Consider the following 23136-nt stretch of genomic DNA (forward strand, 5'->3'; position numbering starts at 1 on the left):
CATGGAATATAAAATTTCTCCGTCGCTGATGTGCATGAGTTTGATCGACATTAAACAGCAGTTGGCTGTGCTCAACCGCCGCGCGGACATGCTGCACATCGACATTATGGATGGTCATTACGTCAAAAATATCACGTTATCACCGTTCTTTATCGAGCAGATTCGCCCGCACACGCCACTGGTACTCGACGTGCATATGATGGTGGAAAACCCCGCTGATTTTATTGAACCGATAGCCAAAGCCGGGGCCGATTTTATTTGTCCGCACGCTGAAACCATTAACCGCGATGCGTTTCGCATCATCAATCAAATCCGCACGTTGGGTAAAAAAGTCGGTGTGGTGCTCAACCCCGCGACCCCAGTGGAGTACATCCAACACTACATTCATCTGCTGGATAAAATCACCGTGATGACTGTGGATCCTGGCTATGCCGGGCAGCCTTTTATCCCTGAGATGTTGGAGAAGATCGCTCAACTTCGCGATCTAAAGCAGCAAAAAGGTTATCACTATTTGATCGAAATCGACGGTTCCTGCAACCTGCGAACCTATCAGGATCTGATGTCTGCGGGCGCAGAAGTATTGATTGTCGGCAGTTCTGGTTTATTCACTCTGGACAGCGATCTGGATAAAGCCTGGGACAAAATGCTCAATCAGATGCGTCAGGCGCGTCATGCAGCCTGAGGGCAGGAGAGCCGTATGCCGCATTTTCTTGGGATCGATGTTGGGGGTACGAATACCCGTTTAATGTTGATGGACAGCCAACAGCATTTTCGCGGCTACCACAAAACGCCGACCCAAAACTGGGCGGGGCAGACTGATCCACTGCGCGGTCTGGAAACGTTGATTACCACTTATCTGCAAGAGCAGGACCCGCATCATCAGGTCGCGCAGATCATGCTCGGTCTACCGGGGGTGCTCTCACGTAATCGGCAGACGGTACTCTCGCTGCCGTTTATTTCCTCGCTGGATAACCAACCCGTGGCGGCGCTACTGTCGGCGAAATTGCAGTTGCCAGTAGCCATGGATAAAGACGTTAACCACTTGATGTGGTGGGATTTGAAACAGCACAGTGAACTGCCGGATGTTGCTGTTGGGTTGTATCTCGGCACAGGGCTAGGCAACAGTTTGTGGATCAATGGGGATTTTTATCATGGGGCACACGGTGGTGCCGGCGAGCTCGGACACATTCCGCTGGCGGGAAATTCGTTACTTTGTCCTTGTGGGAAGACGGGTTGCGTTGAGACGTTAACCTCCGGCAACTGGCTGACCCACTGGGCTCGGCAACATTTACCACAAACACCGTTCGCCGAACTGTTTGTTCGTCACGCAGAACATGTGGATTTAGTCGAGTTTGTGGCGCGTCTGGCGCGAACTGTGGCGAGTGAAATGAACATTCTGGACCCTGACTATTTGGTGCTGGGCGGTGGTGTACTGGCGATGGAGAATTTCCCGCAGGCACGGCTCGAACAGCAGTTACGTAGCCATTTACGCAGCCCCTATCCGGCGAACGGACTGAATATTCACTTCAGTGTTGTCACCGATGAAACCGGTTGTCGTGGTGCGTGTTTAGCCGCACAGCGCGTTTTCCCGTCGCAGCCTGCTTTGGCCGCCGGATCATTTTCTTTCAGGAGAGAGGCATGAACAAAGGCAAGGTATGCGTATTTGGTTCTTTCAACCTCGATATTGTCGCTGGAATGGTGCGTTTCCCACTGCCGGGGGAATCACTGATTGCTCGCAATAGCATGATGGGGGCAGGTGGAAAGGGCGCGAACCAGGCGGTTGCTGCATTGCGAGCGGGTGCGCGAGTGCATTACATCGGCAAAGTGGGGCGAGATGATTTCGGTATGTTCGCTCGCCGTCACCTCGATGGTGCGGGTTTTGACGCCGTGACACTATTTTCCACCAGCGAATGCCCGACGGGTAATGCACTGATTTATGTTGCCGGAGCCGATGCGGAAAATATGATCGCCGTTGATCCGGGGGCGAATTTGACGGTCACTGACGAAGAAGTTGAGCAGTGTCGTCCGGCCATCGCCGCGGCAGATATCTTACTCACGCAATTGGAAAATAATCTTCCCGCTATTGAGAAATTGATTGGTATTGCGAAAGAGAACGGGACTTACATTATCCTCAACCCCGCACCGTTCCAGCCAGTTTCCGACCATTTGCTGGCACAGGTGGATTTACTTACACCGAATGCCACAGAATGCACATTGCTAACGGGCATTGAGGTACAGGATATTCCTTCCGCCCAACGAGCTGCCCATGCGTTACACGCCAAAGGTATTCAGTCGTTGATCATCACGCTGGGAACGCAAGGTGCATTGCTGTCTGTCGATAGAGAAACGCAGTTGATCGCAGCCTGCCTAGCGACTCCTGTTGACACCACGGGGGCGGGCGATGCCTTCAACGGCGCATTGGCTTCACAACTTGCAGCAGGAGAGACACTTTCTGACGCCGCACGGTTTGCTTCTGCATACGCATCCGTCTGCGTAGAACGCGCGGGCGCAGCGGCTTCTATGCCGACCTATGAAGAGGCGATGGAGAGGATGAAAATGTCGGTGATGTGAGCTCAAGTTCTTTGAACGACAGATGAACAAAAAACTGCAATTTGAAGGGCGCTAAGCGCCCTTTGTCGATGTGGCTGGAATAGTTACTTTGATTTTTCCAATTGTTCCATTGGCCGCTGTACGCTGATGCTTTCCAATTTCCCCTCTAAAATCTCTAGGAAATCATCGTGATAAGGCATCGCGATGTGTTTCTTCAGCTCGGCTTCAGACACCCAGCGCTCAATAAACATAAAGGAAACTGTTCCTGGTTTTTCCAGTGCAGTGACGTCGACCGATTGTGTTTCATGTAAATCGTATTGCAGGCAACCGGGTTCTTTATGGGTTGGCCCAACCATCGCTCTCGCGGCTTTTCTTATCGTGTCGACATGCTCTGGTTTTGGGGTCAGTGTGGCAATAATTTTGACTTCAGTCATTTTGGCTCCTTGTTAAGCATAGGCGTACTAAAGATAGAGATTTAAGGGTAGCGAAATTGTGCGCTAGATCATTTTATTTTCGCAAAATGCAATCCAGTTAACAGGCTGCTTGTTGCCGCTGTTCCTTTTGGCAAAACTTTGGTTTATGCTCGGCTGAAGCGTTTCAGTTAAAGGAATTATTCAACTGAAATGCCTGAGTGAGCAATTGCATTGTGCAGACTAAGAATGTTCGCGCAATTTAATTTAGCGATTCATGAGATTAATGTCAGGTTGAGATTCACAGCAGGCGGTGTGCTCAAGTACTCTATGCGGTTATTGATAACCAGTCAGCGCCATCTTGAACCGGCGAGTTTCCCCGGTGGGAAGGCCCTCTTTTCGGGAGCAGCATGACCATCCGCATAGCGGTAAACGGCTTTGGCCGCATCGGCCGTAGCGTTTTACGCGCACTGTATGAATCGGGGAGTCGGGCGGAAATTTCCGTCGTGGCCATCAACGAACTCGCGAACACCGAAGGCATGGCGCACTTGTTGAAGTATGACTCCAGCCACGGTCGTTTTGCTTGGGATGTTCGTCAGGACGGCGATGTACTGAGCGTCGGTGATGATGCTATTCGAGTGTTGCACCAACCAGACATCGAGCAGTTGCCTTGGCGTGAGTTGAACGTTGATGTGGTGTTGGATTGTAGCGGTGTTTACGGCAGTCGAAGTGATGGTGAAGCCCATTTGGCGGCAGGAGCGAAGAAAGTGTTATTTGCTCATCCGGGCGGTAACGATCTCGATGCTACCGTGGTGTATGGCGTGAACCATCAGGATTTGCTGGCAGAACATCGCATCGTTTCTAACGCTTCCTGTACGACCAACTGCATTATTCCGGTGATCAAGTTGTTGGACGACGCCTTTGGTATCGAATCCGGCACTGTCACCACGATTCACTCAGCCATGAACGATCAGCCAGTGATAGATGCCTATCACCCGGACCTACGGCGTACACGCGCGGCGAGCCAGTCGATTATTCCGGTCGACACCAAGCTGGCGGCAGGGATTACCCGTATCTTCCCGCAGTTTTGCGATCGTTTTGAAGCGATTTCGGTACGCGTGCCGACTATCAACGTGACGGCGATTGATCTCAGTGTTAGCGTCAGTTCGGCGGTGACGGTGGCAGATGTCAACCAGTTGTTGCAAACGGCCGCACAGGGATCATTTCGTGGTATAGTTGACTATACGGAACTACCATTAGTTTCTATCGATTTTAACCACGATCCGCATAGCGCCATCGTTGATGGCACACAAACTCGGGTCAGTGGACAGCGCCTGATTAAAACGTTGGTTTGGTGCGACAATGAATGGGGCTTTGCCAACCGGATGTTGGATACAACACGGGCAATGGCCGCCAGCGGTTTCTAGTTACGGCGTGCTTAACGGTACGTCGCTCGGGCAACTTTATAGAGAATCAACCAAGAGGGTTCACCATGTCTGTAATCAAGATGACCGATCTCAATCTGGCCGGTAAACGTGTTCTGATCCGTTCTGATCTGAACGTACCAGTGAAAGACGGTAAAGTGACTTCCGATGCACGTATCCGTGCTTCCCTGCCAACTATCGAAGCTGCACTGAAGCAAGGTGCTAAAGTGATGGTGACTTCCCACCTGGGGCGTCCTACCGAAGGTGAATACAACGAAGAGTTCTCTTTGTTGCCAGTGGTTAACTACCTGAAAGAACATATGAAATCTCCAGTGCGTCTGGCGAAAGATTATCTGGATGGCGTTGACGTAGCTGCCGGTGAGCTGGTGGTTCTGGAAAACGTTCGCTTCAACAAAGGCGAGAAAAAAGACGACGAAACTCTGTCCAAGAAATACGCGGCGCTGTGCGACGTGTATGTGATGGATGCTTTTGGTACTGCACACCGTGCGCAGGCATCTACTCACGGCGTGGGCAAGTTCGCACCGATCGCTTGTGCCGGTCCGTTGCTGTCTGCTGAACTGGAAGCTCTGAGTAAAGCACTGGGTAATCCTGCTCGCCCAATGGTGGCCATCGTGGGTGGTTCTAAAGTTTCTACCAAACTGACCGTGCTGGACTCTCTGTCCAAAATCGCTGACCAACTGATTGTGGGTGGTGGTATCGCTAACACCTTCGTGGCGGCTCAAGGCAACAACGTCGGTAAATCTCTGTATGAAGCGGATCTGGTTCCTACAGCTAAAAAACTGCTGGAAACCTGTGATATCCCAGTTCCTACCGATGTGCGCGTAGCGACCGAGTTCTCTGAAACTGCGGCTGCGACATTGAAGCCAGCAAGCGAAGTTAAAGACAACGAGCAAATTCTGGATATGGGCGACGAGTCCGCTGAGCGTCTGGCCGTGATCCTGAAAAACGCCAAAACCATTCTGTGGAATGGTCCAGTAGGCGTCTTCGAGTTCCCTAACTTCCGTAAGGGTACCGAAATTGTTGCCAACGCAATTGCTGATAGTGAAGCTTTCTCTATCGCCGGTGGTGGTGACACTCTGGCCGCAATCGACCTGTTTGGCATTGAAGACAAAATCTCCTACATTTCTACTGGTGGCGGTGCGTTCCTGGAGTTTGTTGAAGGGAAAGCCTTACCTGCTGTAGTGATGCTGGAAGAGCGCGCTAAGAAGTAATTCAGATGACGGGGGGCGAGAGCCGCCCGTTGTTTTATCTCGCAACCCAATGCGAGTAGAACGGTTTACATTCATTTTGCCGATGAGATAGGACAAAAACATGTCTAAAATTTTTGATTTCGTAAAACCGGGCGTTATCACTGGTGATGATGTTCAGAAAGTATTCGCAGTTGCTAAAGAGAACAACTTTGCTCTGCCAGCAGTAAACTGCGTGGGTACTGATTCCATTAACGCCGTGCTGGAAACAGCTGCGAAGGTGAAAGCACCGGTTATCGTTCAATTCTCCAACGGCGGTGCTGCATTTATCGCTGGTAAAGGCGTGAAAACTGACGTGCCACAGGGCGCGGCAATTCTGGGCGCAATCTCTGGCGCGCATCACGTTCACCAGATGGCTGAGCATTACGGCGTGCCAGTGATCCTGCACACAGACCACTGCGCGAAGAAACTGCTGCCGTGGATCGACGGTCTGTTGGATGCGGGTGAAAAACACTTTGCTGCTACCGGTAAACCACTGTTCTCTTCTCACATGATCGACCTGTCTGAAGAGTCTTTGGAAGAAAACATCGAGATTTGCGGTAAATACCTGGCTCGTATGGCCAAAATGGGTATGACTCTGGAAATCGAACTGGGTTGCACTGGCGGTGAAGAAGATGGCGTAGATAACAGCCACATGGACGCTTCTGCTCTGTACACTCAACCAGAAGATGTTGATTACGCGTACACTAAACTGAACGCAATCAGCCCACGTTTCACTATCGCGGCTTCTTTCGGTAACGTGCACGGTGTTTACAAGCCAGGTAACGTTGTTCTGACTCCAACGATTCTGCGTGATTCCCAAGATTATGTTTCTAAGAAACACAACCTGCCGCACAACAGCCTGAACTTCGTATTCCACGGTGGTTCTGGTTCATCTGCTCAGGAAATCAAAGATTCTGTCAGCTACGGTGTGATTAAAATGAACATCGATACCGATACCCAATGGGCTACTTGGGACGGTATTCTGCAATACTACAAAACTAACGAAGCTTACCTGCAAGGTCAGTTGGGCAACCCGAAAGGCGATGACCAACCGAACAAGAAATACTACGATCCACGCGTATGGCTGCGTGCTGCGCAAAGCTCTATGATCGTTCGTTTGGAACAGGCTTTCAAAGAACTGAACGCAACTAACGTTCTGTAATTATGTCCTGATATTTCTTGCCAAAGGCTCCCTCTGCGGAGCCTTTATTTTTTCTTCTACTTCTGATTGCTTCTCCTAGGTTTTTTCTGTCAAAGTTGGCATCTGTCTTAATTGTTGTTTACCCTTTATTGGGAATTTTCTGTGTCAGTTGGTTGGCACTTTTTGCGAGTAAGTCCCATTGATGGGAAAGATTAGGATGTTATATGAAAGATCTGAATGTAGTAGACGGCATTAATACTGCCAGTAGCTGGTTAGAGAAAAACCAAGATTTATTGATTCAATATGCGGTGAACATTGTTGCCGCGATCGTTATCTTTATCATCGGTTCGATTGTGGCGCGTGTGGTCAGCAATGCTGTCGAACGCGTGATGAAATTGCGTGGCATTGATGCCACCGTGGCTCACTTCTTATCTGCGTTGGTACGCTATGGCATTCTGGCGTTCACCTTCATCGCCGTGCTGGGACGCGTCGGTGTGCAGACCACTTCAGTGATCGCTGTGCTGGGTGCCGCTGGTTTGGCCGTGGGTTTGGCGCTGCAAGGTTCGCTGTCCAACTTTGCTGCAGGCGTGTTGCTGGTGGCCTTCCGTCCGCTGCGTACTGGTGAGTATGTCGATCTGGGGGGCGTGTCTGGTACTGTTGATCAGGTACAGATTTTCTCAACCACCCTGCGTACTCCTGATAACAAAACTGTTGTGGTGCCAAACGGTAAAATCATCGCCGGTAACATTACCAACTTCTCGCGTGAGCCGAATCGCCGGGTAGATATTGTGGTCGGCGTGTCTTACCACGCAGACATCGATTTGGTGAAAAAAGTACTGGGTGATGTGATTGCCGCTGATAGCCGCATCATGCACGACAAAGGCGTTACCGTGCGTTTGAACGAGATGGCGCCTTCATCACTGAACTTCGTCACCCGTTCCTGGACCACTAACGCTCAATATTGGGACGTTTATTTCGACCTGATGGAAAACTTTAAGCGCCAACTGGATGCGCATAAAATCGGCATCCCGTATCCGCAAATGGATGTGCATCTGCACCAAAAAGCAGAATAGTTACAGGGGGCGAAAGCCCTTAATGTTAGCTAGTCAGAGTATTTATTTGCCAATGTGCTGTAAGTTTCGGTCGCTATACATTTGGTGGTTCCATGCAACGTGGGCGACCACGACCGAGCAGGGGAGCCAAAAGCTGCTCCCCTGCACCCCGAGCCCTTACCACATCAGACGGTTGCTGGCGCAACTTCCTTCACTCCGTCCCAGTGCATAACGGCCGGCTACGACAGACATCCCTGTCTGTCTCGCCTAAACGCGCCGTCCATGGCGCGTTTGCCTATGCACTGTGCCTGCGTTCAGCGTCTTCAATGGCGTCAACACCGGCGCTCCTCTCACCCAATTTATCGCTGTCAAAATGTTAAGGTTGTCTGGTGGCTGAAGATTAGTGTTTTGACGTTAAGCGCATCATAGACAGCCGAACAAGGTGCCGTTGTCAGGGGCAGCCGACCATGGATGGTCGGCTGAGGCGATGTGAACAGGGACGTTCATTGAGCCGACCCGTCAGACAACGGCAGCGCCGTGAGGGAACCCGCATCGCGGGCTGGCTATGGTAAGCGTAGGCGCGGGTGAAGGGGCTGCGCCTTTCAGCCCCTTCAATTGCCGAGCATTATTGCTGCATAGAACACCGCACGTTTGCGGCAATTCCAATTACACCGAATTGGCAAAAACCGCTAAAAGATGAAGCATAGACTTAAGCTTAACTGACCAGTATTAGGCGAAAGCCCCTGATTTATTACTGACCGTAATACGCATTCTTACCGTGTTTACGCAGATAATGTTTATCCAACAACACCGGCTGCATACTACCGATCCCTGGCGTCAATTGGCGTGAAAAAATCCCCATATAGGCAATTTCCTCCAATACCACCGCATTATGCACTGCGTCGTGCGCATCTTTACCCCAAGCAAAAGGACCATGAGCATTGACCAATACTGCGGGGACGTCATTTGGGCTGATATCGCGCTTGCGGAAGGTTTCGATAATCACGTTGCCGGTTTTCCGTTCATAATCCTGTTCGATCTCTTCTTGCGTCATTAAGCGAGTGCAAGGGATGGTGCCGTAGAAGTAATCTGCGTGTGTGGTGCCCCAAGCGGGAATATCTAACCCGGCTTGTGCCCAAATGGTGGCGTGGCGCGAATGGGTATGCACAATGCCGCCAATATCGTTAAAGGCACGATACAGAGCCAAATGGGTCGCGGTGTCGGACGATGGTTTTTTAGTGCCTTCGATCACTTGACCGCTAGCCAGCTCGACCACCACCATATCTTCCGCTGTCATATGTTGATATTCCACGCCGGAAGGTTTGATCACCACTACGCCGCGCTCGCGATCGATAGCACTGACGTTGCCCCAAGTGAACGTCACCAGTTTATGGCGTGGCAGGTCCAGATTGGCCTCCAGCACCTGTTGTTTCAGTTGCGTTAATGTCAGCATGATAATCCTCCTTCCTGCATTTTCTGTTCGATCCAACGCCGTGCTTGAATGATTTCTGCCACCGGTTCGGCCGCTTTTTCGGTCCACATTTCAATCAGGAAAGCACCACGATAATTAAGCTGTTTCAAGGTGCGGAATACGCCAACAAAATCGACGCAACCTTCACCGAACGGTACATCGCGGAATTGCCCCGGCGCATGGTCTGTGACCGGGAAAGTATCTTTTAAATGGATGGCCGCGATGCGGTCGATTCCCAAAGTCAGTTCCTGGGGAACATCGTTGCCCCAAGCGCTGAGGTTGCCGACGTCTGGGTAAACCGTGAACCACGGCGAGGCTAGGCAACTGTCCCAAACTTTCCACTTGCTGATCGAGTTCATAAACTCGGTATCCATAATCTCTACCGCCAGCATCACTTGCGCCGCTGCTGCACGCTCTACCGCCCAATGCATTCCCTCGGTAAACCGTGCCAGCGTACTGGCGTCTTGCGGTTCGTAATAAACGTCGTAACCAGCGAGTTGGATGGTGCGAATACCCACGTCTTTCGCCAATTGAATTGCCTGCTCCATCAAGTCAAACGCTTGCTGGCGTGTGGCATCGTCGTGGCTACCAAAGGGAAAGCGGCGATGACCGGACAGGCACATAGAGGGAATAGTGATGCCGGTTTCCAATATCGCGCTGACCAGTGAAAGTCGCTGTTCTTTGCTCCAGCTCAAACGAGCCAAACGTTCGTCACTTTCATCCACCGACATTTCGACAAAATCGAATCCGCAAGCCTTGGCTAATGCCAGCCGCTCCGGCCAAGTCAGATGTTTAGGTAGGGCTTTCTCATAGATCCCTAATGGATGTTGGCGCATATCAACTTCTCCAAATGTCATGAATGGCGGCGCGGAATTGGCGAGCGGCGGCGACTGGATCGGCGGCCTCGGCTAAGGCGCGCCCGGCAATAAAGGCAGTAACGGCGATATCTTTGAATAGCGGCAAATCAGCGGGGGTGATGCCACCGGTAACGGAGAGTTCAATACCCAGATCTGACAGCGCTTTCATCTGATCCAGATCTTGCGGGCTCCAGTTTTGTCCGCTGGCTTGTGCATCGCGCCCACGGTGGTAAATCGCTTGTTTGATGCCGAGTTGCCGCCATGCTTTGGCATCGTCCAAAGTCCAACGTCCAAACAGTTCAATCTGGATTTCCCCATCATGCTGTTCGGCGACGGCTAATGCGCTCGCCATGGTGGCGAGTGGTGCGGCGCAGATAACCGTCATCCAGTTAGCCCCTTGCACGAAGGCCTGTTCGGCTAAAGTGGCACCGGCATCAGCGACTTTCAGATCTGCCACTAACGTATGTTGTGGACAGCGTTCCCGCAGTGCGCCAACGGCCTGAATACCGGCACTGATGCACAAAATAGTGCCCGCTTCGATAATGTCGACATAGGGATGCAGGCGTTCGACGGTATGCAATGCCGCGTCCAGCCTTGTGTGGTCGAGTGCCAGTTGCAGGCGTGGTTGAAGAATCATGTAGCCTCCTTGGCTAATGGGTTGACAGAGTTTGTAATGCCGCTATCAGAGCTTGATAACGCAGGTGTTTTTTGGCGTAAGCGGCGTGCGCTTGCTCATCGGGAAGTAGGCGTTCAATGCGTGGTGCCAGCGCCTGTTGCGCGGTGGTGAAATCGCTGAATGCACCGCTGCCGACCATCGCTGCCATCGCGGCACCCAGACAGCCCGTTTCTTCAATCTGCGGTAATTCGACCGGCAAGCCGCTGACGTCGGCAAACATTTGCATCCAGGGTGCCGATTTGGCTGGCCCGCCAGTGACGCGCAGTGCCTTGGTGTGTGGGAAACGCTGCAACATGCGGTTGAGATGGGTCAGATGGCAGAACACTACACCTTCGTAAATGGCTTGCACTAAGTGTTCGCGCTGATGAAATGCCTGCATACCGTAGAAGCTGGCGGTCAACCCTAAACCCGCGTTGGAACCGTATAGGAAGGGGACAAACAATAGATCGCTACCGGCTTTGGGCAAGGCTGCAACCCATTGGTTGAGCTGCGCGTAGTCGTGCCATCCCCATTGCTGGCAGAACCATTCCAAGTTAGCGGCAGAGGTTGGGCTGGCTTCGTGAACGATATATTTACCGGCCTCGGCATGACGACCATAAACAAAGGGATGGTCGAAACCGGTTTCGATCGCATCGGTGATGCCACTGGTTACTGACCAGGTGCCCATTACGGCGTTAAGGCGGGTTTCATCTTGTAGACCAGCGCAAAGTGCGGTGGAGACGACATCGAACAATCCACCGACGACGGGGGTGCCTAGTGATAAGCCAGTGAGTTTTGCCGCCTCGGCATTAATGCGCCCGGCAATGTCGGCGGAACCGACGATGGGCGGCAGCGCAGGCATGATTTCGCCAATGCCTAATCGCTGTGCCAGCGCCGAGTCGTAACGACCGGAAGCCATCTGATAGAGGTTGGATTCAGAGATATTGGTTTCTTCGCAGGCCAATTCTCCCGTCAGACAATAACGCAGGTAATCGTGCGCCATCAGTACGCTACCGATTTGGCGATAGCGTTCTGGCTGGTGCAACTTAACCCAACGTAATAGCGAAACGGGATGCCCCGTCCACAAGGTCTGACGGGTTTGCTGGTACAACGCCTGTGGGATGCCCTGTTTCTGCCATTCTTGCACCAGAGTCAGCGCTCGCTGATCGGAAGAAAGCATGGCATTGCCCAGCGGCTGTCCTTGTTTATCCAACAAGAACAACCCTTTACCCTGAGCGGAGATACCCACGGCCTGAATGGCACTGGCGGCGGTATTGGTGGTGTGCAATAACTCACGAATCACCTCGGCGGCGGTATGCCATAATCCGTCCATATCGCGTTCAGCCCAGCCGGGTTGCGGCGCAATAATCACCAGATTCTTACGGGCGATCCCCAGTTCATTACCTTGGCGGTCATACAATCCAGCTTTGATAAAAGTGCCGCCGCAATCCAGCCCCAGCCAGTATTCCATTATTCACTCCCTACCTGTTGGTCGCATTTGGCTGGCAGCAGCAGCGCCAGAATGGCCGCGATCGCTAGCGATATCGCCAAGCTATAAACACCGACATCTTTGCTATACAGGCTGATCAGCACCCCCACCATGTAAGGGCCACAGAAACCACCGAGGTTGCCGAGTGCGTTAATCACACCGCGTGCACCTCCGGCCACTTCGGCGTTGAACAGCTTGGGAGGAATGGTCCAGAACACCCCGGCGGCGGCTTGAATAAATACACCGCAACCCACTAAGGCGGCGTACGACCACCAGATGCTCTCTTTGAGCAATACCGACAGCGCCATACAGATGGCGAAGCAGGCTAGTGGCAGGGAGACAAAGACTTTGCGCTTACCGGTACGGTCGGAGAGATTGGAAATCAGCCACATGCCGAAAATGGCGCCGATGTAAGGCAGGATCGCCAGCATCCCGACCTGTTCCATATTGCCGTTGGTCAATCCTTTCAGAATGGTCGGTAGCCACAGGGTGTAACCGTAAATCCCTGTTTGGTAGAAGAAGTTAACCAAAATCAATTGCCACATGATGCGATCAGATAACACATGGCTCAGCGAGGCATTGCGCACTGTTTTACCTTTGATCAGCAGTTGTTCGTCATGCAGGGTTTTGATCAGATAATCTTTTTCGGCTTGTGAGATCCACTTGGCTTCTTGCGGGCGGTTGCTGATGGTGAAATACCACAACAGCATCACGAACAGTGACATCACACCTTCCACCAGAAACAGCATGCGCCAGTCCCAAGCGGTGATGATCCAGCCAGAAAGCGGGGCGGTGAGGATACCGGCAATCGGCACGAACATGATGACGATAGCGTTGGCTCGCCCGCGCTCTTTGTCCGGGAACCAGTTGCTGATCATGGTCAGCACCACCGGTAACATACCGCCTTCCGAGACACCGAGTGCAAAACGCAGGAACAGCAATTGATATTGGTTGGTCACTAATCCGGTCAGTACCGAGATAATTGCCCAAGCCAGCAGTGACCAGCCGATAAATTTCTTACCGTTGCCGTTAACCGCTAATTTACCACCGGGCACTTGCAGGAACAGATAACCGATAAAGAAAATACCGCCAGCCAATCCCGCCATTGAGGCGGTGATACCGAGTTCGGCATCCATACCGCCGGGCATGGCAAAAGCGATATTAACCCTGTCCATATAAGAAATAATGCAGGTAATAAGAATAGGGGGAACTATTCTTAGCCAGCGTAATTTAGGAATAGGCTGGTTTTGGTTAATAGCAACAGACGCTGTATTCATAGTCAATTACCTTTGAGATGTATACCCGTCATACTTCAAGTTGCCTCTTTGTTGGCTGCGCTTTCGCACCCGAATCACTTACCTGATTAAGCTCATCGGGATTTGTTCGCTTGCCGCCGCGATGCAACTCGAATTATTTAGGGTATAGAGTGTCCTCGGGCTTAACCCGATTAATGTTTTTATTGTTTACTTCTTCAGTTAATGTGTTACTGCTTAGCTCGCTGCTAATGTCAGCGCATTAATACCATCCTTGATAATATTCATTCGTTGTTCTATTGACTCCTCTGCCGAGGTAGAAAGTAATTTTATTCCGGCATATTTTAATTGTTCGAGTGGCGCTTGTTTAAATAATGCCTCTGCACTGGATAATGTCATTAATGATTCATGACAAACATATTGGCTGCCGGGGTATGGGGCAAAAGGAGAATGCGTATCTTGCCATTCGCCGTAGCTGCCATGGCTGGCGGTACCGGAGAACATTAATGCTGAGAGTAATCCCGCCTGCTGGCATTGTTTGACATGTTCCAGCGGTAAACGGGTGTTGTGTCCTTCAATCGCCGAACGTCCCCAGTTGACAGCTAGCGTCAATGCAGTGCCGAAATGGCGGTTAATGGTTTGCGCTGCCAGAATTTCATCCGTCAATGTCAGGAAGCCTTTGCGCGGCATGGGGCCAGTCAGCGCGTCGCAATGTTCAATCACCAGATCGCATTCCCACTGCCAATCCGCTATTTGCTCCAGTGAGGCAATAAATGCCTGCCGCGCCGCGGCACTGTCGATTTCACTCCGGTTGGGTGCAGATTGGATCTCCAATGCCAATACACGCCGTTTTCCAGCCTGATCATTGGTGCGTTTTATCTTGTCATTGATAAGGCGCAAATGCTCCACGGCGGCCAGTCGTTCTGGTTCATTACGGGCAGCCAGACCAAAGTCACGGCCTTGTCCACGTTGTTGCATGGTGCCCATGACGGCGGTTATCACTAATTGCCAATGCGCCGGAATATGTTTAAACAGAAAATCATCACCATAGGGATGTAAATCTGTCAGGCATGGTTGTTCAATGCCACGGATCAGCGGTAATTCGGCTAATTGATGCCAGAATTGAATTTCCTGCTGGCGTTCAAGCTGGTGGAATGACGGAGCGCAAGGATAGGCTCCGACAATAAAACCCTGATTATGAATATTCATTATTATTCCCTAAGGTTAAAGTTGTTCTACAGGAATTTTAACCACGACTTTACGAATATTACTGAGCTGGTGATCGATACAAGCAGGGCGATGGACATCCTGTGGGAAAAATACGGCGAAATTTCCCGGTATCATTTTTAACATGGTTTCATTTTCTACCTCTTGGTAGAAAATAATATCGCGCTGTTCCAGTAGTTCTTGATGAACAATATTTTTACCGTTATCAGTAACGATGCCAATTAACTCATTACCGCTAACCAAAAATTGCACATCGATATTTTTACGATGGACCTCTGGACGCAGACTGTCTTTAGTTTGGGTCTGTAAATCCAATACTTGCACCACATAATCGCTGTCTGGTGTATGGTAACGCCCGGCAGGGAGAGCGGTGAAATCGGTTTGCTGCAAATAACGGATAGCGGCGGCGATGGCGGGTGGATAGTGCGCCGGATCGGTATTATCAATATGACCAAATATCATCATCTACCTCATCTTTAGCTCATAGAGCCTGAATACGAGCCCAAACACGCTCATCAACCGGAATGCCGTCGCGTTCGTTAGCGGCGCGTAACCCTGGGAATTTATGCCCCGGCAGACGGATCGCCACTTCCGAGTTGTCTCGTTCAGCCTGGCTGACGTAATCCATTATGCGTTGCAGTTTTTCATCACGTGTTTTGCCGTCGATCAACCTGTCAACTTCAATAGCGATAAAGACTTGTGAGATGCCATATTCATCGCTGTTGTCTTCGGTGATTTCCGCCACGCAAGCGCCGCCGGAAAGCAGGGTGGCGATCATATCCAGCACGATGGACAGGCCAGACCCTTTCCAGTAACCCATTGGCAAAATGCGACGACTTTCTTCGATGGCAGCAGGATCGCGCGTGAGGTAGCCATTGCTGTCAAAACCGCCGTCTACTGCCAGCGTTTTACCGGCTAAGCGGTTCATTTCCAATGCGCCGTAAGAGAACATCGACATCGACATATCCACCATGGTGATCGGATTGCTCGGCACGGCAATGATCAGTGGGTTAGTACCGATACGGCACTCTTTCGCTCCCCACGGCGGCATCACGGCGATCGAGTTGGTCCAGCAAATACCGATGTAACCTTTTTCTGCCGCTTGCCAACCGTAACCGCCGCCGCGCATCCAGTGGTTGGCGTTACGTAATGCCACTACACCGATACCGTGTTGATCTGCCAATGCCATGGCGCGATCCATCATGGTGCGAGCGGTTAAATTACCGATACCTTGATGAGCATCCCATTGCTCAATAGCACCCAACGACAGCAACTTGCTGGGTTTAGCATCGGGCACGATATCACCGGCATCAAGCTGTTGAATAAAACGAGGAAATCGGTTAACGCCGTGGGAATAAACACCGTTGGCGGTGGTGTCGGCGAACATGCCAGCACAATCATCAGCGGTCGTTTCTGCTATGCCTCGCGACAGCAGTACGCGTTTGAATTGTTGTTTCAGCTCGCTGTAACTCACTCTCATACTGATTCTCCGTTAACACCTTGTTGTTTGTTTTTAACTCTCAATATTTCAATATGCGAAATATCATTTCAAATAAATGCTATACCTGTGGGTGGGGGAAGTCAAAGCAAAGGGATGTGAAATTATTTAGATAAAACAAATGATTATATTAATTTTATGGTTTTGTGATCGACTGCGCGTTTTTGGTCGGTGAAGTATTTTAAGCAGGGCAAAGCAGAACGGAACAACTCCGCTCTGCTTGAGTGATTTCTGCCGGTTATCCTTGGGTATTTAGTACCATGCGGTATAACGACGTCGTGGCGGTAATGTACAGTTCATTGCCGTCTGGCCCGCCGAAGGTGCAGTTGGATACTCGTTCCGGTACGTTGATTTTCCCAAGTTGTTGCCCTTGGTTGTTGAAGATCAGCACGCCATCGGCACAACTGCAAAACAGGTTTCCGGCTCTATCGACGCAGAAGCCGTCTGGGAAGCCGGGTGCCACGACAGCGAAACGCCGGCCGACGCCTAATCTGTTCTGCTCTACCGGATACACTCGTAGCTCGCTGCGACCCAAGGTCGGGAAATCCACGATCGACATGTCGGCCACGTATAACAGTGATTCATCCGGTGAAAAAGCCAGACCGTTCGGTCTTTGTAGATCACAGGCGGCAATGTTTAACGAGCCGTTGCGTGGATCAAAACAGTAGAGATAGCAGCCGATCACCTGGCTTTCCGATTTATAACCTTCGTCATCACTGGTGATCCCATAAGGGGGATCGGTAAACCATATTGTGCCGTCGGAACGTACCACCACGTCGTTCGGGGAGTTGAAACGCTTGCCGTCAACACGATCAACGAGCATCTGTACCTCACCGTCGCTTTCGGTGCGACTGATGCCGCGTCGTCCATGTTCGCAACTGATCACCCGCCCTTCGGTATCGCGAGCGTTGCCGTTGGCGTAATGGGACGGGGAGCGCCATAGGCTCAGTTTTCCGTGTCGCGACCAACAAAACATGCGGTTGCCTTTCACATCACTAAACACGATGGCGTTCTGCTGCGGCAGCCACACTGGGCCTTCGGCCCAGATAGCGGGTGAACACAGGCATTCAAGTTGATGATCCGTCATCAGTTTGTTCATACCGACCTCTACTTATTTCACGCCCCAAATGGCTTTATAGTGACCTTGATAGTCATTCTGCGGGTCATACTGGTTGTTATCACCGCCGTCGCTGGTGATGTTGTCATGTGTCACTAAGTGTACTGGGGTGACATAGCCGGATGGGGGCTGTTTGGCGAAAGCGCGGTTGAACTCATCAAGTAATTGCCACCCATGGAGCTTCAACGGTTCCGGCACGGTGGCCGACTGACTGCCGCCGGAACGAATGCGTTGATAAGCCGAAATGGAGCCATCGCCAGCGGAAATGTTGTAAGGCGCACCTTTGCCACCTTTACCGGCGGTTTTCAGTGCCGGCGCCATGAAATCAAAGTACAAATCGTTGATCGCTAACGCATATTGGAACTGGTCACCGTATTTTTGTAGCAGGCTGAAGGTCATGGCTGGCATACGATTGGCGGTGTCCGCCAGTGGGGTATCGATAAATTCCACGACCTTACAGCCACTACATTTGCCAATCTCTTCTTTCATCACGTTGGCTTTATCCAGCGCGATTTGATACAGCGAATCGGTAAAAATCAGGACGTTGGCTTTGCCACCTGATTGCACCACTGCGTATTGGGCGGCGATGCGTGCTACTTCGTTGGAGTCTGAGGTGACGTTATAGAACACGTTGTATTTGGTTATCGGCCCCGGCTCCGGCACTGCGTGCCAAGCGGTGAGCACGATGCCCTGCTGAATAGCCTTTTTCAGCGGGATCTTGGCAACGTTGGGGTTCCAACCGCCGATCACGATGCCATCTGGCTTCTGGGCGATGGCTTGGTTGAGCGACGCGAGCTGATCTTTCACGGAACCGCCGCCATCAAGCGTTTCCAGTTTCCAGCCGGCGGCTTTCGCTGCTTCACTCAGCCCTTGTTGTACGCCTTGTACGCCGCCGTTTTTCATATCTGAGGCAATAAATATGATTTTCTTGTTTGCCTGTAGTTGTGGACCACTGGTTGGGCCGTCCCACTGAGTGACGCTGGCGGTGGCCTTGGTGACCGCTGCCGTCGCTTGATCAAGATAGGCATCGGCCCAAGCTGGGGCGGTGGTACTGACCAGCAGCAGGGTGGCTGGTAATATCCAAAGACGTTTCATTCGAGTAGCTCCTGGTTATGGATTGATCGCTTTTTGGTTGTTTTTATCCGCAGCAATTGCTGAATTGCGTTGTACCGCTTTTTGATTGAGTAACCGGCGGCGCTGGGCATAGCCCGCTAAGGTGATGGACAGCAGCAGCGTCGCGCCGTTGAATAGAGGTTCGACCCAGAACTCACCACCGAACTGTTGAATACCGGCGATGCCGATAGCCAGAATGGCAATACCGACAACGGTTCCCCAGACGTTAACCCGGCCGGGACGAATGGTGGTGCTACCGAGGAAGGCACCGACTAGCGCGGGTAACAGGTAGTCCATGCCGACGCTGGCTTGACCAACTCCTTGTTCGGCGGCGATCAATACTCCACTAAAGCCAGTTAGCACGCTGGAGGCAATAAAAGCACCGATGGTAAAACGATTGACTGAGATGCCGTTTAGCCGCGCTGCAGCCGGATTCCCTCCCACCGCGTACATACAGCGACCCAGTGGGGTATGTTCAGTGATTAACCACAGCACCACCGCGACGATCAGCACGTAAAATGCGACGATCGGGATCCCACCGATCTCGGTGTGATGCAAGGCGATAAAGGCGTCTGGCAAGTCACCGACGATCTGTCGTCCGCCGGAGTGCCACAGGGCGAGTGCATACAGCACGGTGCCGGAGCCTAAGGTGGCGACGAAGCTGTCGATATCCGCGAGAGCCACCAAAATACCGTTCAACAGGCCGTATAACGCGGAAAGCGCCAATACCGTTAGCACCGCCATCTGCCACGAAAATCCATATTGCACTTGCAGAGTGATGGCGAGGATATGCCACAGCACGATACCAAAGCCGACGTTAAGGTCGATTTTGCCGACGATCATCGGAATGGTGGCTGCTAGCGCGAGCAGAGCGATCTTGGCCTTACTGGAGAGGATCGCCTGTAGCGTTAGCATGGAAGCAAATGATGGGGTGATCAGTGAAAATAGAACTACCATCGCAATGCACAGCAGTAACAAACCGTAGCGGGTGAGTATCTGCATCAGCCATGGCCCGGTACCGTCTTGCGACAGACTGACTCTTTGTTCCAGTGCTGTTGATTTAACAGATGTTTTAGACATGGCTTACCTCAGATTCTAACGTTGTCGCGATGGTTTCCCCGGAGCTGGCAGAGGCCAGTTCCAATAAATTGGCGAATGACACCTGTTCATTTTTCAGTTCACCAACCACTTTCCCTCGGTTAAACACCAAAGCTCGATTGCAGATATGGGCTATTTCCTCAAAGTCGTTGGAGATAACCAATACCGCGACGCCTTCCGCCAAGGATTTATTTAACAGATGATAAATTTCCGCCCGTGCCCCAACGTCGACGCCAGCGGTGGGATCTTCCAGGATCAGCAGCGGCGCCCCCAAGTGCATCCAGCGTGCCATCACCACCTTTTGCTGGTTACCGCCAGACAGGGCACTGATATCGATATTGACGTCTTTGGGACGCACGTCGAACATCTGCACCTTCCACCAACTGGCACCGATTTCCGCCCGGCGACTGTAGCGTGAAAGCAGTTTGTGACCACTGGCGCAGGGGTTGAGAAACAGGTTTTCACGCACGCTCATCGACATCACCAAGCTCTCACCGGTGCGATCGCCAGCCACTAATGAGACTCCGCAGGCCATCGCTTGTTGTGGATTGCTGGCGCAGTAGGGTTGACCACGAAAGTGGATTTTTCCTTCGTCGACCTGACGTAGGCCGAATAGCAGCCGACCAATCTCCTCCTGCCCAGCCCCACGCAGACCGGCCAATGCGAGCATTTCACCCGGTTGTAGGTCGAAGCTAACCGAGCCGATATCACCTACCGTGACATTATTGAGTTGTAGCACGGGCTGTTGATTCTCAGGCAGCGGCTCACGCTGGTCGCTGGCAATAGTTTCACCCACGATCATCTGTACCAAATCACGCAGTTGGTAGTCGGCGGTGTTGCCGCCAGCCACGTAGCGTCCATCGCGCATGACACACACGCGATCGGCAATTTCGATCACTTCATCCAACCGGTGAGTGACGTAGATCATGCCGACTTTTTTGGCGCGTAACCGATTGATCACCGCAAACAGATGGCGTACATCGTTGGCGGGAAGTGAAGCGGTGGGTTCGTCTAATACCAGTAGTTCGGCGTTGACCGCCACTGCGCGGGCGATCGCCAACAGTGATTTTTCGGTGCGTGACAGATCAAAGACTCGGGCATCGGGATCCAGTGCAATACCGACATCCTGCAACGCCTGCGCCGCACGGCGGCGGATGGCGCGCCAATCGATTAAGCCAAAGCGACGCGGGAACCCCATCACCAATGCCATGTTTTCTGCTACCGTCATCCATTCGATCAGCCCGAGATCTTGGTGAATAAAGGCAATAGGTTGGCGGCTGTCACTTTTTATCGCGGCGGCGGAGGCTATGCTGGTTCCGTGAAACTGAATGTCACCGCCATCGCGTGGGTAAACGCCAGCTAATACTTTGATTAACGTAGATTTACCTGCACCATTTTCGCCCAGCAAGGCCAGCACTTCACCCGGCATCACCTGTAAGCTGACGTCATTAACCGCGATGTTGCCGCCAAAGCGCTTAACAATATGGCTGAGGGTGAGAATGGGTTGTTGCACATTGTCTGGTGTCATGTGATACCCCTTGGTGTCTGGCATGCGCAGTTGGCGCAATGCAAAATTGGTGAACGTTTGGTTGTTATATGATCCATTAATTTCATTATGCGAAATCAGGTTTCAAAAATGATATGACGTTCGTCGATCTAAAGCAAAGCGAGTGACGTTTTTCTTATCCTTTTAAAACAATTGGTTATTTATTATTTTGTAATATTGTGACGAATAACTCACTTCATAAGTTAGCGAGATGTTGCGCACTTTTAACTTGTTACTGGTAATGAAACGGGGTTCTGTCTTCACCTGATGCAGGCCTTGGGGTAACATTCCCTGCAAAGAGCTGGTTTACCCTGTGCTGATGTTGGCTGGCGGCTCGATACTGGAGAGATTGCGTTATGAGCCTGAAAACTGGCGATGAGAAAGACGATAAAAAAGAAAAACCGCTTGGTAGCCAAAGCCTGTTTCGTGGCTTACAACTGATTGAGATCCTCAGCAATTTTCCCAATGGTTGTCCGTTGGCACACCTTTCCGAACTGGCGGACATGAACAAAAGCACCGTTCACCGGCTGTTACAGGGGCTACACACGAGTGGTTACGTCACTCAGGCGCCGTCCCCCGGCAGTTATCGATTAACCACTAAATTTATCTCTATTGGCCAAAAAGCCCTGTCGTCCCTGAATATCATCCACGTCGCGGCTCCTCATCTGGAGCAACTCAATTTGGAAATAGGGGAGACGGTTAACTTTTCCAGCCGCGAAGACGATCACGTTATTTTGATCTACAAGTTGGAACCGACCACCGGCATGATGCGCACCCGCGCCTATATCGGCCAACATATGCCGCTCTATTGCTCGGCAATGGGTAAAATCTTTATGGCCTATGGCAAAAGCGATTACCCGGATTATTATTGGCAAACTCATCAGCAAAGCATTCAACCGTTGACGCGTAACACCATCACTGAATTGCCGAAAATGTATGAAGAACTGGCAGATATTCGCCAACAGGCTTTGGCGATGGATCGTGAAGAAAACGAACTGGGTGTGTCTTGTATCGCCGCGCCGGTATTCGATATTCAGCAGCGGGTGCCGTATGCGGTGTCGGTTTCATTGCCGACTGCCAAGTTGCAGCAGATCGGTGTTAACGCCTTGATTAAACCGGTGCAAGCTACTGCGCAGCGTATTTCTCAAGAGTTGGGTTTTATTACCAAAGATTGATCATCAGTTCTGCTAATACCTGATTAGAACTATCCATTTCCCCTAATAATTTTCTCTTCGTATGATGCGCGTGTTGATGAAATACACGCGCCGCTTTGCCGGCATTGACTCTCTAAGGAACCGCATGTTAACCACTTTCTTACAAGGCTTTGCCTTGAGTGCCGCGATGATTTTGCCGCTTGGGCCGCAGAACGTTTTTGTAATGAATCAAGGGATTCGTCGCCAATACCATTTGATGGTCGCCTCTTTGTGCGCCTTGAGTGACATTGCGCTGATTTGTGCCGGGATATTTGGTGGCAGCGCTTTGTTAAGTCGTTCGCCGCTATTATTAGCCGTTGTGACTTGGGGCGGTGTGGCGTTCTTACTGTGGTATGGCTGGGGGGCTTTTCGTACCGCATTCAGCCCGCATTTAGCACTGGCAACCGCAGAAGAGATGAAGCATAGCCGCTGGCGTCTGGTGGTGACGATGTTAGCGGTGACTTGGCTCAATCCGCATGTCTATCTGGATACCTTTGTGGTACTGGGCAGTTTGGGCGGGCAGTTGGCTCCAGAAGTGCGTTCTTGGTTCGCATTGGGTGCGGTGAGTGCCTCGATTGTCTGGTTCTTTGCGTTGGCACTTTTGGCCTCTTGGCTAGCTCCTTGGTTAAAGACGCCACTGGCGCAGCGCATTATTAATATCTTGGTGGGCGTGGTGATGTGGGGGATTGCACTGCAACTGGCCTGGCATGGGGCAAATTTCTGATAAATTGTCACTAATCTGAATTCAAATCATCGTGTGCTGTGCTAGGGTTTATGCCACGAGATCTGCTG

General features: G+C 51.5%; 22 protein-coding genes. 9 read left to right on the forward strand and 13 right to left on the reverse strand.

Annotated features, from left to right (window positions below; translation table 11 throughout):
- Position 1: 1 nt before the first annotated feature.
- The 3 genes from alsE to rbsK are packed head-to-tail and all read left to right on the forward strand — an operon-like array spanning position 2 to position 2571.
- A complete protein-coding gene (alsE, locus tag AC3ISQ_RS04360) occupies positions 2-682 on the forward strand; it encodes a D-allulose 6-phosphate 3-epimerase (protein ID WP_489350880.1) in 681 nt (226 codons plus the stop codon).
- 15 nt (positions 683-697) lie between these two features.
- A complete protein-coding gene (gene alsK, locus AC3ISQ_RS04365) occupies positions 698-1642 on the forward strand; it encodes an allose kinase (RefSeq protein WP_489350882.1) in 945 nt (314 codons plus the stop codon).
- Entirely contained in the window at positions 1639-2571 is a 933-nt protein-coding gene (gene rbsK, locus AC3ISQ_RS04370) for a ribokinase (RefSeq protein WP_489350884.1), read from the forward strand. Before alsK ends, rbsK begins: the two co-directional genes overlap by 4 nt.
- An 83-nt stretch (positions 2572-2654) precedes the next feature.
- On the opposite strand, the gene AC3ISQ_RS04375 is transcribed toward rbsK, so the two are convergent.
- Positions 2655-2984 carry a putative quinol monooxygenase gene (locus AC3ISQ_RS04375; protein ID WP_489350886.1) on the reverse strand — a complete coding sequence of 110 codons (330 nt, stop codon included), beginning with the start codon at positions 2982-2984 and terminating at the stop codon, positions 2655-2657.
- 386 nt (positions 2985-3370) lie between these two features.
- Here AC3ISQ_RS04375 and epd point away from each other — a divergent pair, with 386 nt between their 5' ends.
- The 4 genes from epd (at position 3371) to mscS (ending at position 7848) form a co-directional block, all read left to right on the forward strand.
- On the forward strand, positions 3371-4387 hold the full coding sequence (epd, locus tag AC3ISQ_RS04380) for an erythrose-4-phosphate dehydrogenase (protein ID WP_489350888.1): 1017 nt from the start codon (positions 3371-3373) through the stop codon (positions 4385-4387).
- A gap of 65 nt (positions 4388-4452) precedes the next feature.
- Complete coding sequence (gene pgk / locus AC3ISQ_RS04385) at positions 4453-5616, forward strand: phosphoglycerate kinase (protein WP_489350890.1); 1164 nt, start codon at positions 4453-4455, stop codon at positions 5614-5616.
- A 100-nt stretch (positions 5617-5716) separates the two neighbouring features.
- On the forward strand, positions 5717-6796 hold the full coding sequence (gene fbaA / locus AC3ISQ_RS04390) for a class II fructose-bisphosphate aldolase (RefSeq protein ID WP_489350892.1): 1080 nt from the start codon (positions 5717-5719) through the stop codon (positions 6794-6796).
- A 203-nt stretch (positions 6797-6999) separates the two neighbouring features.
- Complete coding sequence (gene mscS, locus AC3ISQ_RS04395) at positions 7000-7848, forward strand: small-conductance mechanosensitive channel MscS (protein ID WP_489350893.1); 849 nt, start codon at positions 7000-7002, stop codon at positions 7846-7848.
- A 730-nt stretch (positions 7849-8578) separates the two neighbouring features.
- Here mscS and araD read toward each other — a convergent pair.
- The 12 genes from araD to AC3ISQ_RS04455 all read right to left on the reverse strand — a co-directional run bounded on the left by araD (position 8579) and on the right by AC3ISQ_RS04455 (position 21133).
- A complete protein-coding gene (araD, locus tag AC3ISQ_RS04400) occupies positions 8579-9280 on the reverse strand; it encodes an L-ribulose-5-phosphate 4-epimerase (protein ID WP_489350895.1) in 702 nt (233 codons plus the stop codon).
- Positions 9274-10134 (reverse strand): L-ribulose-5-phosphate 3-epimerase, encoded by an 861-nt coding sequence (locus AC3ISQ_RS04405; RefSeq protein WP_489350897.1) that lies wholly within the window; start codon positions 10132-10134, stop codon positions 9274-9276. The genes araD and AC3ISQ_RS04405 overlap by 7 nt, the downstream gene beginning before the upstream one ends.
- Position 10135: 1 nt before the next feature.
- Positions 10136-10792, reverse strand: coding sequence for a 3-keto-L-gulonate-6-phosphate decarboxylase UlaD (ulaD, locus tag AC3ISQ_RS04410; RefSeq protein WP_489350899.1), 657 nt, complete (start codon positions 10790-10792; stop codon positions 10136-10138).
- Between the two features lie 13 nt (positions 10793-10805).
- Positions 10806-12281, reverse strand: coding sequence for an FGGY-family carbohydrate kinase (locus AC3ISQ_RS04415; protein WP_489350901.1), 1476 nt, complete (start codon positions 12279-12281; stop codon positions 10806-10808).
- Positions 12281-13576 carry an MFS transporter gene (locus tag AC3ISQ_RS04420; RefSeq protein WP_489350903.1) on the reverse strand — a complete coding sequence of 432 codons (1296 nt, stop codon included), beginning with the start codon at positions 13574-13576 and terminating at the stop codon, positions 12281-12283. The genes AC3ISQ_RS04415 and AC3ISQ_RS04420 overlap by 1 nt, the downstream gene beginning before the upstream one ends.
- Positions 13577-13789: 213 nt before the next feature.
- On the reverse strand, positions 13790-14761 hold the full coding sequence (locus AC3ISQ_RS04425; RefSeq protein ID WP_489350905.1) for a DUF4862 family protein: 972 nt from the start codon (positions 14759-14761) through the stop codon (positions 13790-13792).
- A 15-nt stretch (positions 14762-14776) separates the two neighbouring features.
- Positions 14777-15241, reverse strand: a complete 465-nt coding sequence (locus tag AC3ISQ_RS04430; protein ID WP_489353124.1) for a NanQ anomerase/TabA/YiaL family protein — start codon at positions 15239-15241, stop codon at positions 14777-14779.
- A 19-nt stretch (positions 15242-15260) separates the two neighbouring features.
- Positions 15261-16259 (reverse strand): 3-dehydro-L-gulonate 2-dehydrogenase, encoded by a 999-nt coding sequence (yiaK, locus tag AC3ISQ_RS04435; protein ID WP_489350907.1) that lies wholly within the window; start codon positions 16257-16259, stop codon positions 15261-15263.
- A 256-nt stretch (positions 16260-16515) separates the two neighbouring features.
- The gene (locus AC3ISQ_RS04440; RefSeq protein WP_489350909.1) at positions 16516-17376 is read right to left on the reverse strand and encodes an SMP-30/gluconolactonase/LRE family protein; all 861 of its coding nucleotides are present in this window, start codon (positions 17374-17376) and stop codon (positions 16516-16518) included.
- Between the two features lie 12 nt (positions 17377-17388).
- Positions 17389-18489, reverse strand: a complete 1101-nt coding sequence (locus AC3ISQ_RS04445) for an ABC transporter substrate-binding protein (protein WP_489350910.1) — start codon at positions 18487-18489, stop codon at positions 17389-17391.
- Between the two features lie 15 nt (positions 18490-18504).
- Positions 18505-19587 (reverse strand): ABC transporter permease, encoded by a 1083-nt coding sequence (locus AC3ISQ_RS04450; RefSeq protein WP_489350912.1) that lies wholly within the window; start codon positions 19585-19587, stop codon positions 18505-18507.
- Entirely contained in the window at positions 19580-21133 is a 1554-nt protein-coding gene (locus AC3ISQ_RS04455; RefSeq protein WP_489350914.1) for a sugar ABC transporter ATP-binding protein, read from the reverse strand. The genes AC3ISQ_RS04450 and AC3ISQ_RS04455 overlap by 8 nt, the downstream gene beginning before the upstream one ends.
- A gap of 374 nt (positions 21134-21507) precedes the next feature.
- On the opposite strand from AC3ISQ_RS04455, the gene AC3ISQ_RS04460 reads away from it, so the two are divergent.
- Both AC3ISQ_RS04460 and argO read left to right on the forward strand, forming a co-directional pair.
- Positions 21508-22326, forward strand: a complete 819-nt coding sequence (locus AC3ISQ_RS04460; protein WP_489350916.1) for an IclR family transcriptional regulator — start codon at positions 21508-21510, stop codon at positions 22324-22326.
- 124 nt (positions 22327-22450) lie between these two features.
- Positions 22451-23068, forward strand: coding sequence for an arginine exporter ArgO (argO, locus tag AC3ISQ_RS04465; protein WP_489350917.1), 618 nt, complete (start codon positions 22451-22453; stop codon positions 23066-23068).
- Positions 23069-23136 lie beyond the last annotated feature (68 nt).

The organism is Serratia sp. KH_031 (assembly GCF_057839655.1).

Excerpts from the sequence above, each read along its gene's own strand:
- alsE (WP_489350880.1), top strand. The coding sequence starts at position 2 with ATGGAATATAAAATTTCTCCGTCGCTGATGTGCATGAGTTTGATCGAC.
- alsK (WP_489350882.1), top strand. The coding sequence starts at position 698 with ATGCCGCATTTTCTTGGGATCGATGTTGGGGGTACGAATACCCGTTTA.
- rbsK (WP_489350884.1), top strand. The coding sequence starts at position 1,639 with ATGAACAAAGGCAAGGTATGCGTATTTGGTTCTTTCAACCTCGATATT.
- AC3ISQ_RS04375 (WP_489350886.1), bottom strand. The coding sequence starts at position 2,984 with ATGACTGAAGTCAAAATTATTGCCACACTGACCCCAAAACCAGAGCAT.
- epd (WP_489350888.1), top strand. The coding sequence starts at position 3,371 with ATGACCATCCGCATAGCGGTAAACGGCTTTGGCCGCATCGGCCGTAGC.
- pgk (WP_489350890.1), top strand. The coding sequence starts at position 4,453 with ATGTCTGTAATCAAGATGACCGATCTCAATCTGGCCGGTAAACGTGTT.
- fbaA (WP_489350892.1), top strand. The coding sequence starts at position 5,717 with ATGTCTAAAATTTTTGATTTCGTAAAACCGGGCGTTATCACTGGTGAT.
- mscS (WP_489350893.1), top strand. The coding sequence starts at position 7,000 with ATGAAAGATCTGAATGTAGTAGACGGCATTAATACTGCCAGTAGCTGG.
- araD (WP_489350895.1), bottom strand. The coding sequence starts at position 9,280 with ATGCTGACATTAACGCAACTGAAACAACAGGTGCTGGAGGCCAATCTG.
- AC3ISQ_RS04405 (WP_489350897.1), bottom strand. The coding sequence starts at position 10,134 with ATGCGCCAACATCCATTAGGGATCTATGAGAAAGCCCTACCTAAACAT.
- ulaD (WP_489350899.1), bottom strand. The coding sequence starts at position 10,792 with ATGATTCTTCAACCACGCCTGCAACTGGCACTCGACCACACAAGGCTG.
- AC3ISQ_RS04415 (WP_489350901.1), bottom strand. The coding sequence starts at position 12,281 with ATGGAATACTGGCTGGGGCTGGATTGCGGCGGCACTTTTATCAAAGCT.
- AC3ISQ_RS04420 (WP_489350903.1), bottom strand. The coding sequence starts at position 13,576 with ATGAATACAGCGTCTGTTGCTATTAACCAAAACCAGCCTATTCCTAAA.
- AC3ISQ_RS04425 (WP_489350905.1), bottom strand. The coding sequence starts at position 14,761 with ATGAATATTCATAATCAGGGTTTTATTGTCGGAGCCTATCCTTGCGCT.
- AC3ISQ_RS04430 (WP_489353124.1), bottom strand. The coding sequence starts at position 15,241 with ATGATATTTGGTCATATTGATAATACCGATCCGGCGCACTATCCACCC.
- yiaK (WP_489350907.1), bottom strand. The coding sequence starts at position 16,259 with ATGAGAGTGAGTTACAGCGAGCTGAAACAACAATTCAAACGCGTACTG.
- AC3ISQ_RS04440 (WP_489350909.1), bottom strand. The coding sequence starts at position 17,376 with ATGAACAAACTGATGACGGATCATCAACTTGAATGCCTGTGTTCACCC.
- AC3ISQ_RS04445 (WP_489350910.1), bottom strand. The coding sequence starts at position 18,489 with ATGAAACGTCTTTGGATATTACCAGCCACCCTGCTGCTGGTCAGTACC.
- AC3ISQ_RS04450 (WP_489350912.1), bottom strand. The coding sequence starts at position 19,587 with ATGTCTAAAACATCTGTTAAATCAACAGCACTGGAACAAAGAGTCAGT.
- AC3ISQ_RS04455 (WP_489350914.1), bottom strand. The coding sequence starts at position 21,133 with ATGACACCAGACAATGTGCAACAACCCATTCTCACCCTCAGCCATATT.
- AC3ISQ_RS04460 (WP_489350916.1), top strand. The coding sequence starts at position 21,508 with ATGAGCCTGAAAACTGGCGATGAGAAAGACGATAAAAAAGAAAAACCG.
- argO (WP_489350917.1), top strand. The coding sequence starts at position 22,451 with ATGTTAACCACTTTCTTACAAGGCTTTGCCTTGAGTGCCGCGATGATT.